This window comes from Rhizobium sp. BK060, from assembly GCF_014193145.1.
GTDB lineage: Bacteria > Pseudomonadota > Alphaproteobacteria > Rhizobiales > Rhizobiaceae > Rhizobium.
In genome coordinates this window covers 208935-221986 of sequence record NZ_JACHYW010000006.1, presented here as the reverse complement: position 1 = coordinate 221986, position 13052 = coordinate 208935, and the positions used below count along the sequence as shown (strand labels likewise).

Here is a 13052-nt window from a genome sequence, read left to right as displayed (position 1 = left end):
TTTATCCTCCCACCAGTCTTCAGTTCTCAGGTTCAAGCATGATTGTCGCCAGAGGCGGCAAGGTGATCGACGCGGCGATGTTGCCGCCGGCGTTGACGGCCTGAACGCGGCCGCCATTGCCCTTGCCGCTGCCGCCGTAGATGTCGGCATCGGTATTCAATATCTCGCGCCACCGTCCCTCGAACGGGAGGCGGACTGTATAGTTCTCGCGGTAAACCGGCGTCAGGTTGCAGATGACGGCGACCGGCTTTTCGCCCGGTGCCTTGCGGATCCAGGCGAAGACGGAGTTCTCGTGGTCGTCGGCGATCAGCCACTCGAAGCCATCGCCCTCGCAATCGCGGGCATGCAGCGCCGGCTTGCTGCGATAGGTAAGGTTGAGGTCGCGCACTAGCCGGCGCATGCCCTCGTGCATGCGGTACTGCAGCAGGTTCCAGTCGAGCGACTTCGCCTCGCTCCACTCGGCCCATTGCGCGAATTCCTGGCCCATGAAGAGCAGCTTCTTGCCTGGATAGCCCCACATGAAGGCGTAGTAGGCCCGCAGATTGGCGAACTTCTGCCAGTCGTCGCCCGGCATCTTGGCGATCAGCGAGCCCTTTCCGTGTACCACCTCGTCATGGGAGAGCGGCAGCACGAAGTTTTCCGAATAGGCGTAGAGCAGGCCGAAGGTCAGTTCGTTGTGATGGTGCTTGCGGTGGATCGGCTCGCGGCTCATGTAGGAGAGCGTGTCGTGCATGAAGCCCATGTTCCACTTGAAGCCGAAGCCGAGGCCGCCTTCGTGCACCGGCTGCGACACTTTCGGCCAGGACGTCGACTCCTCGGCGATGGTCATAACGCCGGGATGCTCGGCGTAGATGCGGGTGTTCATGTTCTGCAGGAAGCGGACGGCCTCCAGATTCTCGTTGCCGCCGTACTCATTCGGGATCCATTCGCCGTGCTTGCGGGAATAGTCGAGGTAGAGCATCGAGGCGACGGCATCGACGCGCAGGCCGTCGAGATGGAACTTCTCGGCCCAGTAGAGTGCATTGTTGACGAGGTAGGAGATGACTTCGGTGCGGCCGAAATTGTAGATCGCGGTGTTCCAATCGGGATGGAAGCCCTTGCGCGGGTCTTCGTGCTCGTAGAGCGCCGTGCCGTCGAACCAGCCGAGGCCGTGTTCGTCGGTCGGGAAATGGGCTGGCACCCAATCGAGGATGACGCCAATGCCGACCTTGTGGCAGCCGTTGACGAAGCGCGCGAAACCCTCAGGCTCGCCGAAGCGGGCGGTCGGGGCATAGAGCCCGGTCGTCTGGTATCCCCAGGACGGATCATAGGGGTGCTCGGTGATCGGCAGGAACTCGATGTGAGTGAAGCCCATGTCGACGCAGTAGGGGATCAGCCGGGATGCCAACTCGTCCCAGGAGAGAAACGTGCCGTCATCACGCCGCTGCCAGGAGCCGGCATGAACCTCGTAGATTGAAATCGGCTGACGACGCTTGTCGGTCTCGCTCCAGTGCTTCAGATGCGCTTCGTCGTCCCATTCCTGCAGCAGTTCGGACGCCGCGACCGAGGCCGTCTTCGGGCGCAACTCGCTGCGACGGGCAAACGGATCGGCCTTCAGCGGCAGAAGAACGCCGTCGTGGCCGCGGATCTCGAATTTGTAGGCGACGTCCGTCGGAACATCAGGGGCGAAGATCTCCCAGATACCGGCGCCGGAGCGGAAACGCATAACATGGCGGCGGCCGTCCCAGCCGTTGAAATCACCGACGACGGAGACACGCTGGGCGTTCGGCGCCCAGACCGCGAAATGGATGCCCTGTGCGCCCTCGTGCTTGATCCAGTGCGCGCCCATCTTGTCGAAGAGGCGTAGGTGGGAGCCCTCCCGCACGTAATAATCATCCATCGGTCCAAGGACTGGTCCGAAGCTGTAGGGGTCGGTCACAGCCCACTCGGCGTCCCCGCGCCGCGCGCGGTAACGCACCGGCTGCAGCTTCGTCACCGAAACCTGTCCGGCGAAAAAGCCGTCCGGATGCTGCCGACTCAGTTCCCCGATGGCGCTGCCATCGAGCGCCATCGCCGTCACCTCTTCGGCACCCGGAATGAAGCAGCGGGCGACATAGGCATCGCCCGATTTGTGAACGCCGAGAACGGCGAACGGGTTGGAATGCGACCCTGCGAGGATTGCCGCTATCTCGTCTGCCGAAATCTCCCAGGGAAGTCTGACTTCAAGGGTGGCTTTCGGCGTTTTCATCCGGCTCTCCAGATTTCCTTGGCATATTGGCGTATCGTTCGGTCGGACGAGAACCAGCCCATCCGCGCCGTGTTGCAGATTGCCTTCGAACTCCATGCCGATGGATCGGTCCAGAGTTGGTCGACGTCGCGCTGGGCCTGGGCATAGGCATCGAAATCGGCAGCAACCATGAACCAGTCATGCGCATAAATGCCCTCGATCAGCGCCGCGTATCGGTTTCGGTCGTCATGCGAGAAGACGCCCGAACTGATCGCCGACAATGCCTGAGACAGCTCACGCGACGCCTCGATGATGGCGCGGGGATTGTGGCCATCGGCACGGGCGGCGGCGACTTCGTCGGCACGCAGACCGAAGATGATGATGTTGTCCTCGCCGACGTGATCGCGCATCTCGACATTGGCGCCGTCGAGCGTTCCGATGGTCAGCGCGCCGTTGAGGGCGAACTTCATGTTGCCGGTGCCGGATGCTTCCATGCCGGCCGTCGAGATCTGCTCGGACAGGTCGGCGGCGGGCACCATGACCTCGGCCAGAGAGACGTTGTAGTTCGGTACGAACACGACCTTCAGCAAGCCGCGGACGGCCGGGTCGTTGTTGATCGTGCGGGCGACGTCGTTGATCAGTTTGATGATCAGCTTGGCGTTATGATAGCTCGGTGCCGCCTTGCCGGCGAAGAGTTTGACGCGCGGGACCCAGTCCAGCTCGGGGTGCGAGCGAATCTGATCGTAGAGCGCGACGGCCTCGATGATGTTGAGCAGCTGGCGCTTGTATTCGTGGATGCGCTTGATCTGAATATCGAACATCGCCGACGGATCGAGCTTGATGCCCATGCGGCTGGCGACAAGATTGGACAAGGCGACTTTGTTGGCACGCTTAACCGCCGCAAACTTTTGCTGGAAGCTTGCATCGTTCGCGAACTTGTCGAGGGGCTTCAGCTTTTCGGCATCATCAAGGAAGTCGTCACCGATCGCCTCCCGGATCAGCGAGGTCAGGCCGGGGTTGCACTGCTGCAACCAGCGGCGCGGCGTAATGCCGTTCGTCTTGTTGTTGATGCGGTCGGGATAGAGCTTGTGCAGGTCGGCAAAGACCGTAACCTTCATCAGGTCGGTGTGCAGCGCCGAAACGCCGTTGATCGAATGGGCGCCGACGAAGGCGAGATTGCCCATCCGCACGCGGCGCTCGCCGCTTTCCTCGATCAGGGAAATCGATCGGATCTCCGTCTCGGAGAAAGTCTTGGTCTTGCGCGCCTCGACCAGCACCTTGGCGTTGATCGCGTAGATGATCTGCATGTGGCGCGGCAGCAGGCGCTCGAAGAGCGGAATCGGCCAGCTTTCCAGCGCTTCGGGAAGAAGCGTGTGGTTGGTGTAGCCGATCGTGCCGCGGGTGATGTCCCAGGCCTGGTCGAAGTCGAGGCCGTGAACATCGCACAGCAGGCGCATCAGTTCGGCGACGGAAACGGCCGGATGTGTATCGTTGAGCTGGATCGCCACCTTGTCGGGCAGCGACGTGAAGTCGTCATACTGCTGCAGGTGACGGCGCAAAATGTCCTGCAGCGATGCGGAGGAGAAGAAGAACTCCTGGCGCAGGCGCAGCTCCTGACCGGCCGGCGTCGCATCGGCCGGATAAAGAACGCGAGTCAGGCTTTCCGCCTTGTTGCTTTCGCGCAGCGCGCCGATGTGATCCCCGGCGTTGAAGGCATCGAGCAGGATCGGGTCGATCGGCTGGGCAGACCAGAGGCGCAGCGTGTTGACGCGCTTGCCGCGCCAGCCAACGACAGGCGTGTCGAAGGCCGCGGCAATGACGCGCTCGGCCGGTTTCCACACATAGCGCGGCTCGCCCTCGGGGTTGCCGACGACATCCACCGTGCCGCCGAAGCCGATTTCGTAAGCGCTTTCGCGACGCTCGAACTCCCAGGGATTGCCGTGCGCCAGCCAGCTCTCCGGCAGTTCCACCTGCCAGCCGTCGGCAAGCTGCTGGCGGAAGAGGCCGTGTACGTAGCGGATGCCGTAGCCATAGGCAGGCACCTCGACGGTCGCCATGCTTTCCATGAAACAGGCGGCCAGACGGCCGAGGCCACCGTTACCGAGGGCTGCATCTGGCTCGAGGCCCGCAATGACGGAAACATCGACGCCGAGCGAGGCGAGCGCGTCGCGAACCTGTTCCATGAGGCCGAGGTTCGAGATCGCATCGCGCATCAGGCGGCCGATGAGGAATTCGAGCGAGAGGTAGTAAACGCGCTTGTCGCCGGTCGCATAGACCTTGCGGGTCGATTCCATCCACTTGTCGATGATGCGGTCACGCACGACGAGGATGGTGGCAGTCAGCCAGTCATGAGGCTTGGCGACCTTCGCATCCTTGCCGATGCGGTAGGTCAGGCGCTCGATGATTTCCTCGGCGAGAATTTCAGGCTTGGAACTGCGGGGGGCGGGGGAAGGGATGGTCGGCTTCGAAACGGTGTTCATCGTCAGTCCTCGCCAATTCTGTTTGGTTTCAGTGCGTTATGTCAATTTCAATCGGTTTACCACGCACTAAAGACGCAGTTTATGCATCGTTACAACGCACTTGCAACAAGGGAATTACCCAAACGATAAAATTGACGAGGCTCGACGCTCCTTTGCGGAAAGAGCTTGATTTCAATCGGTTTTCCGATTTTGATACGCGCGTTTCGAAACGAAAAGCCGCTCCGGTTGGTTCCGGAGCGGCTTATTTGTTGGGAAAACTGCGCGAAGAGATCAGTTGATCAAGCGTGTTGTCTGATTGGAGGTCTTTGCGCCGATCTCCTTGAAGGCGGAGAGAAGATCGGACATGCTTTCTGCCTTGAAGTAGTGATTGTCGTCTGTCGCGCAATACTTCAGCAGCGCCTGGCCATTCTCAGGCGCCATGAAGGCGACCGTGTAGATTTCGATATCCTTGCTCTTGGCGGTATTGCACGTGTCCTTGGTCAGGGTGTCATACGAACGACCACCCGATGGATCGTTGTTGTTGTCACCGTCCGTCATGAAGACGATATATTTCTTGGGCGTCTGCTGAGTCTTGGCCTGGTGCAGCGCGGTTTCGTTGTCATTTCCGGCGTTGTTCAGGGCGGTCAAAGACGTGTAGGCCTTGTTCATAGCCCCGCTGGAATTCGTGCCGTTGGCTGCGACCAATGCGTTGACGTAGGTGGTTACACCACTGGTTCCCCAGGCGAGCGCGGTTTCCGCATAGGTTTTGATGTCATAGGCGACGGCACCCGTGCGGGAGTAGATGTGGGTCGGGTCCGCCTTGTCCAGTTCTGCCGTCAGATTGCCGACCGCAAGCTTCAATGCTTCAATTTTAGTGTAATAGCCTGTGCAGGTCTTATTGTTGTTCCTGCCGCAGGTATAGCTGTAGGTGGTCGTCGTCGGCTCGCCCATCGACCCCGATTTATCGAGTGCGAGAAAGATCGAGACGGAACCCTGCTTTTCGGAGTAACCGCTCGCCGTTTCGCTTGCCGCGCCGATATTGGTGGTCTTGAAGCCGATGACGTGTGCCAGGCCGCTCAGATCCATGCTGTAGGAAGATGAGACGCTCACGCTGTAGCTTGCGCCGCCGCTGGAGGTCGTCTTGGTCGCCGTGGCAGTGGTGGCATTCCTCAGTGCGGTCGTGTCGCCAATGAAGTTTGCCATCTGGCCGGCAAGGAAATCCTTCGCGAAGGCCGAGGCGGTCGTTGTGTCGATCTTTCCGTCAGCAAGGGCGGAGGCGGTGGCAAGCGCCGCAGCATCGGAGGCTTCCTGCAGCTGATGCTTCGCCATTGCAGCGTTGGTGATGTCAACGGCGAGCGCGCCCGCTCCTATTGTGACCGGCAGCAGAACTGCGCTTATGATCCCGAAATTGCCATACCGGTCGTTCCGCAGCCGAGACAGGCTCGACTTCAGCGCTTGAAAGGTGCTCATCATGTTCACCTGAGTTAGTGCCCCAATATGCTTAACTCATGCGCCTCAATTCTTGAGTTCACCTTTATCAGGTCGTTAAGATTCTAACGGAATGTCACTTTCTTGTGCGCAGCCTCGGTGAAAACGCCTTGCCTGAGGGATGCGCAGCGCCAATACAGCTATCGGATGTCAATCAACTGAGCGGGATCACATCCACTGCCTGGACGGCGCGTTGGCCGCCGTAGCTCTTCAGGACGCCGATGACAGGCGCGACGTCGGCGTAGTCGCGGCCATAGGCGACGACGATGTGGTCGGTGCCGGCTGGGATGTTGTTCGTCGGGTCGAGCTCGATCCAACCGATCGTTTCGCCGCACCAGACCCTGACCCAGGCGTGCATGGCGTCGGCGCCCTCCAGCCGCTCCTTGCCGGGCGGCGGAATGGTGCGTAGGAAGCCCGAGACATAGCCAGCCGGGATGCCGAGGCTGCGGAGCGCAAGGATCATCACATGGACGAAGTCCTGGCAGACGCCGCTCTTCAACTGGAAGGCCTCGAGCGGGGTCGTATCGACGGTCGTGGCTTCGGCGTCGTAGGTGAAATCCCGATGAATTTTGGCGCAAAGTGCCGTGGCGATCTGCAGCACCGTCAGTGACGGTTCGGCGCAGGCCTTCGCATATTCCGAGATCGCGCGCGTTTCCGGCAGGCGGGGGCTGTTGCCGAGAAAGTGGTGCGGGGAATCGGGCTTCAGCGACCAGACGCCCGCGACTTCATCCGGCAGCTTCGCAAGCACCGGCGAAAAATCTACCGAGATCGAATGGCTCTCCACCTGGACGCGGGCCTGCATCCGAATGTCCAGCTTCTCGTGCGGCGCGCGCAGCATGAAGGAGGTTGCCGGGTGCTCGAAGAAATCGACGAAGTGCGCCTGCTCGTCCGGCGTTGGCGAGACCTTGATCGAGCCGGCAATCAGCCGCTGACGGTTTGGCAGCGACAACGGCATCAGCCGCATGATGTGGCGCGCGCCGGAAGCCGGCGTGTCGTAGATGTAGCCCATGTGCAGGGAGAGGTCGTAGAGCACGCGCGTCACCCGAGATATGTGCGGGCGAGAAGGTCGGACAGCAGTTCCAGCTCGCGTTCGAGGCGACGATAGACATCGACACTCATCGTCTCGGGCGTCATGACGGCAAGGCCGGAGTGCAGACGCATCGCTTCGCGGTAGAACGGCGACATCTGGCCGTTGACCAGTGCGTTCGGCAGTTGTTCGACCTCGCGGTGGATCTCATTCATCTGGAAGAGGATCGAACGCGGGTTGAGCGGATCGAGCGCGAGCAGATCGGTCACAGTCAGGCGGGCGGTGTTGACGTTATAGCGACGGCGATGGGTCATGACGCTGTCGCCGATCTCGAGCAGCATGTCGAGCGCGCCGTCCGGGGCGTCCGGCCCCGACATGTGGCCGAGCAGGCGCGTCATGTGCAGGCCGCGCTCGATATGGCGGCCGAGCGAGAGGAAGCGCCAGCCGGTGAAGCGATACATGTTCTCGTGCACGAGACCTGCGAAGCCGGCGAGCTTGCGCAGCAGGATCGTCATCGCATGGCTGGCGTCGTCGCCGGGCGAGATCGTCTCGTGGAACCGTCGCGCGGTCTTGGCGAGATCGGTGAGCGCCAGCCAGCCGTCCGGCGAGAAGCGGTCGCGGATATTGCTGGCGGAATAGACGGCGCTGTCGATGTTGCGCAGCAGTGTGTTTGGCACCGCGTCTTCGGTGTCGATGTCGACGGCCGCCAGATAGGCAGTCACGTCGGCCAGCAGCGGCTGGCTCGGATCGGCGGCTTCCGCAAAGCGGGCGTGCCAGGCGCGCAGGATGCGCAGCGCGCCTTCCGCGCGTTCGATGTAGCGGCCGAGCCAGAACAGGTTGTCGGCGGCGCGGCTCGGCAAACTGCCCGGCATGTTGCGGGTGAAGCTGCCTTCCGCCGGCAGCAGCGTATGGCGTTCAACCGGCTTGTCGCTAACGATCCACACGTCAGCGGCCGCACCGCCCGATTGCATGGCGATGGCTGAAACGTCGTCGCTGCCGCCGATGCGGGCAAAACCGCCCGGCATGATCTGCCAGCCATTGGCCGTGCGGGCGGCAAAGACGCGCAAGGACATCGGCCGCGGCGTCAGCTTGCCGCCGATCCAGGCCGGTGTCGTCGACAGCGTCACGACTTCCTGCCCGACGAGTCTTGCGCCGTCGGAATTCAACCAATCGCCGATCGAGTCCTTGGCGGTAGCGCGCAAGCTCGAGCCGAGCACGGATTCGCCGCTGTCGTCGAAGAAGGGTGCGCGCGAATAGGCGGGGCCGATCACCATTTTCTCGATGTTCTCGGCCACATGCTCGCGCTCATCTTTCTGACCGCACCACCAGGTCGCAATCGAGGGGAGTTTCAGTTCTTCGCCAAACAGCCGGCGACAGATCATCGGCATGAAGGCCAGCAGCGCGCGTGTTTCGATGATGCCGCTGCCGAGCGCATTGACGATTGTCACGCTTTCGGCGCGCAGCGCCTCGACGAGGCCGGGCGTACCGATATGCGAATTCTGGTTCAGTTCGAGCGGGTCGGCATAGGCTGAATCAAGGCGGCGCCATAGCACAGTGATCGGCTTGAGCCCCGAAACGGTGCGGACCATGACCTTGCCGTTGACGACGGTCAGGTCTTCGCCTTCGAGCAGCATGAAGCCGAGATAGCGGGCGATATAGGCGTGCTCGTAGTAGGTTTCGTTGGCGGGGCCGGGCGTCAGGACGGCGATACGGTCGTCGCCGCTGTGCTTCATGCCCTGCAACGAATCGCGGAACGCGCCGAAGAAGGAGGCCAGCCGGTGGACGGGCGTTTCCGCGTAGATGTCGGAGAAGGCGCGGGTCGTCGCGACGCGGTTTTCCAGCGCAAAGCCGGCGCCTGAGGGAGCCTGGGTGCGGTCGGCCAGCACCCACCAGTTGCCGTCAGGGCCGCGGCCGATCTCGAAGGCGCAGAAATGCAGATAATGGCCGCCAGCTGGAGTGACGCCAACGAGCGGACGCTGGTACTCCGGATTGGCGGCGATGAGTGCTGGCGGCAGGACGCCGTCCTCGACGAGCCGATTCTGGCCGTAGATGTCGGCAACGATCGCCTCAAGCAGGTCGGCGCGCTGAACGAGGCCGGCGGATACTGCCTCCCATTCGCGCGCATCGATCAGGACAGGCACATGCGAGAGGGGCCAGGAGCGCTCGGCGCTGCCGGTGCTGCCATAGGCGCGGTAAAAGACACCGGCATCCCGCAGGTAACGGTCGGCCCGGGTGAAGCGCTCGGTCAGATCCTTTTCGGGCATGCCGCTCAGATGCGCGAAGAAACGTTGCCAGACGGGCCGGATGGCGCCGTTTGTGTCGACCATTTCGTCGGCGACGCCAGGCAGAGGGGCATAACCGAGTACCGCATCGTTTCCGGTGCGGCTGCGTGGCTCTTCCCTCAGTTCGGCCGTCGGTTTTTTGCCCATTTTGTCCTAACGTCTAGATTCCCACCGGTCGCCGAAGATCCAGCGTCAGCGGGAATTCCGGTGAAGCTGTCTCGGCATGCGGAATGAATGCACCTGCCGTATGCCCCCACGGCTCGAATCGCGCCAGACGCCTTGCTTCCGCTTCGTTACCATTGACCGGGAAGGTGTCATAGTTACGCCCGCCCGGATGGGCAACATGATAGATGCAGCCGCCGATCGAACGCTTCGACCATGTATCATAAATGTCGAAGGTCAGCGGTGTGTTGACCGGCAAAAGCGGATGCAATCCCGACGCTGGCTGCCAGGCCTTGAAGCGGACGCCGGCGACCGAGACACCCGCGCTGCCGGTCGGCGTCAGCGGCACGGTCCGGCCGTTGCAGGTAACGGTGTAGCGGGAGGCATTGCTGGTCTCGAGGCGCACTTGAAGCCGCTCGACGGAGCTGTCGACATAGCGCACGGTGCCGCCGATTGCGCCTTCCTCGCCCATCACATTCCACGGTTCCAGCGCCTGGCGCAGCTCCAGTTTCGAGCCCTCGTATTCGACCTCGCCGCAGAAGGGGAAGCGGAATTCGAGCTGCGCCTTGAACCATTCCGGGCTGACGTCGAAGCCGTTCTGCTTGAGATCGCCGAGCACGTCGAGGAAATCGGCCCAGACGAAGTGCGGCAGCATGAAGCGGTCGTGCAGCGTCGTGCCCCAGCGGACGAAGCGGCCGTCGGCGGGGTTTTGCCAGAAGCGGGCGATGAGCGCGCGCACCAGCAATTGCTGGGCAAGCGACATGCGGGCATTCGGCGGCATTTCGAAGCCGCGGAACTCGACGAGGCCGAGGCGGCCGGTTGGGCCATCGGGGGAAAACAGCTTGTCGATGCAGATTTCGGCGCGGTGGGTGTTGCCGGTGACGTCGATCAGCGTGTTGCGGAACAGCCGGTCGGTGATCCACGGCAGCGGCGTCGGGCCGCGCCCGGGCGCGGGGATCTGGGCAAGCGCCGTTTCCAGCTCGTAGAGGCTGTCGTGGCGGGCTTCGTCGATGCGCGGCGCCTGGCTGGTCGGGCCGATGAACATGCCAGAGAACATGTAGGAGAGCGAGGGGTGGCGCTGCCAGTGCAGCACCAGGCTCTTCAGAAGATCGGGGCGGCGCAGGAACGGGCTGTCGCCGGGATTGGCGCCGCCGACGACCACGTGGTTGCCGCCGCCGGTGCCGGTGTGGCGGCCGTCGATCATGAACTTGTCGGCGCCGAGGCGGCTTTGCCGGGCTTCCTCGTAGATCGCCGTGGTGATGTCGACGCAATCCTGCCAGTTCGAGGCGGGATGGATGTTGACCTCGATGACACCGGGATCGGGGGCGACGCGGATGACATTGATGCGCTCGTCCTGCGGTGGCGAATAGCCTTCGATGTGGACGGGCAGGCCGAGTTCGGCCGCTGCGTTTTCGGCGGCGGCAATCAGCTCGAGGTAGTCCTCGATGCGCTCGACCGGCGGCATGAACACGCAGAGCCTGCCGTCGCGCGGTTCCACCGAGATCGCGGTGCGCACGGCGCCGCCGATTTCGCCGATCGTCTGCTCGACGCGGTTCTGGCTGCTGTCATCGGTCTGACGGGACGCTTCCGGCATGGCGCGGCCGCTGGGCACGAAGACTTCGGGCAGCGGCTGGCGCGGGATAGAGGGATCGGCGGGATGGATATAGGGAAAGCGGGCCGGTGGCACATAGGGCAGGGTGCCGAGCGGCAGGCGGTAGCCGACGGGGCTGTCGCCGGGCACGAGGAAGATCTTGCCGCGGCGGGTCTTCCATTTCTCGCTGACCCAGCGCCTGCCCGAAGCCCTGGCGTTCCATGCCTGGACGGGCAAGATATAGCCGGTCGGCGTCGTCAGGCCGCGCTCGAAGACGCGGGCGATGCGGCTGCGCTCTTCCGGGTCCTTCAGCTTGGAATTGGACGGATCGACGTTTTCGGGCAGGCTGCCTTCCTTGATGATCCATTCGGCCGGATCCTCGTAGGCGGGCAGCACCATATCGGTCTCGATCGCCAGTTCCCTGGCGATGGCGTTGAGCAGGTTCGAGGCGTCCTCGGCCTTGGCGCCGGTCTCCTTGCCTTCGCCGGCGATCAGATCCGGGTTCTGCCAGATCGGCCTGGCGTCCTTGCGCCAGTAGAGCGAGAAGGTCCAGCGCGGCAGGCTTTCGCCGGGGTACCACTTGCCCTGGCCGTAATGCAGGAAGCCGCCGGGGGCGAAGCGCTCGCGCAGCTTGCGGATCAGCATGTCGGCCTTGTCGCGCTTGGTCGGGCCGACGGCGGCGGTGTTCCATTCCTCGGATTCGAAGTCGTCGATGGAGACGAAGGTTGGCTCACCGCCCATCGTCAGCCGTACGTCCTCGGCTTCGAGGATGCGGTCGACCTTGGCGCCAAGTTCGTTAAGCTCGTGCCAGCTGTCGTCGGAAAAGGGCTTGGTGATACGCGGATGCTCGGCAACGCGCGCGACCTTCATGTCGAAGGCGAACTCGGTGTTGGCCTCGCCGTAGAGCGCGCCGGAGATCGGCGCGGCGTTGCGGTAGTGCGGGGTGGCGGCCAGCGGAATGTGGCTTTCGCCGGTCAGAAGACCCGAAGTCGGGTCGAGGCCAACCCACCCGGCGCCGGGGAGATAGACCTCGCACCAGGCATGCAGGTCGGTGAAGTCGACTTCGGTGCCCGAAGGGCCATCGAGCGCCTTCAGGTCGGGCGTCAGCTGGATGAGATAACCCGAGACGAAGCGGGCGGCGAGGCCGAGATTGCGCAGGATTTCGACCAGCAGCCAGCTGGAATCGCGGCAGGAGCCGAGCGCCAGCTTCAGCGTTTCCTCCGGGGTCTGGACACCCGGTTCCATGCGGATGACGTATTCGATGTCGTTCTTAAGCCGCGCATTGAGGCCGACGATGAAATCCGTGGTGCGAACCGGTGTGCGGTCGATGCCGGCGAGATAGGCGGCCAGCGCCGGCTCCACCGGCTGCGGCTGCATGTAGATCTTCAGGTCGTCCCTGATGTCTTCGGGATAGGAGAAGGGCCACATCTCGGCGCTCTCCTCGATGAAGAAATCGAAGGGATTGTAGACCGTCATGTCGGCGACGAGATCGACCTCGATCTTGAACTCAGTGACCGGGTCGGGGAAGACGTAGCGGGCGAGATAGTTGCCGTAGGGATCCTGCTGCAGGTTGACGAAATGATTGGACGGCGAGACCTTCAGCGCATGGCTGATGACCCGCGTTTTCGAATGCGAGGCGGGCTTGAGGCGGATGATCTGAGGCCCGAGGCGGACCGGCTTGTCGTATTTGTAATGCGTCAGATGATAGATGCTGGCTTTGATCGACATGTATTGCCTTGTCCGCTGCCGTATCGTTGACGGCATTTGCTATTCCCTGATGGCAGTGTGTGCAATGCAGCGAAAGAATGCAAGTCGGTAAGGCAAAGCCGGCTAACCC

At 62.6% G+C, this 13052-nt stretch carries 6 protein-coding genes; all 6 read right to left on the bottom strand.

Features of this window, described 5'->3' with window-relative positions:
• Positions 1-19: 19 nt before the first annotated feature.
• Positions 20-2227, bottom strand: a complete 2208-nt coding sequence (gene glgB / locus FHT71_RS09225) for a 1,4-alpha-glucan branching protein GlgB (protein ID WP_132589139.1) — start codon at positions 2225-2227, stop codon at positions 20-22.
• Positions 2224-4686, bottom strand: a complete 2463-nt coding sequence (locus FHT71_RS09220; protein WP_132589140.1) for a glycogen/starch/alpha-glucan phosphorylase — start codon at positions 4684-4686, stop codon at positions 2224-2226. Before FHT71_RS09220 ends, glgB begins: the two co-directional genes overlap by 4 nt.
• Before the next feature lie 270 nt (positions 4687-4956).
• On the bottom strand, positions 4957-6135 hold the full coding sequence (locus FHT71_RS09215; RefSeq protein ID WP_132589141.1) for a TadE/TadG family type IV pilus assembly protein: 1179 nt from the start codon (positions 6133-6135) through the stop codon (positions 4957-4959).
• A 172-nt stretch (positions 6136-6307) separates the two neighbouring features.
• Positions 6308-7195, bottom strand: a complete 888-nt coding sequence (locus tag FHT71_RS09210) for a transglutaminase family protein (RefSeq protein WP_132589142.1) — start codon at positions 7193-7195, stop codon at positions 6308-6310.
• On the bottom strand, positions 7192-9609 hold the full coding sequence (locus tag FHT71_RS09205) for a circularly permuted type 2 ATP-grasp protein (protein ID WP_132589143.1): 2418 nt from the start codon (positions 9607-9609) through the stop codon (positions 7192-7194). The genes FHT71_RS09210 and FHT71_RS09205 overlap by 4 nt, the downstream gene beginning before the upstream one ends.
• A 13-nt stretch (positions 9610-9622) precedes the next feature.
• Positions 9623-12943 carry a transglutaminase family protein gene (locus FHT71_RS09200; RefSeq protein WP_132589144.1) on the bottom strand — a complete coding sequence of 1107 codons (3321 nt, stop codon included), beginning with the start codon at positions 12941-12943 and terminating at the stop codon, positions 9623-9625.
• Between the last annotated feature and the right edge of the window lie 109 nt (positions 12944-13052).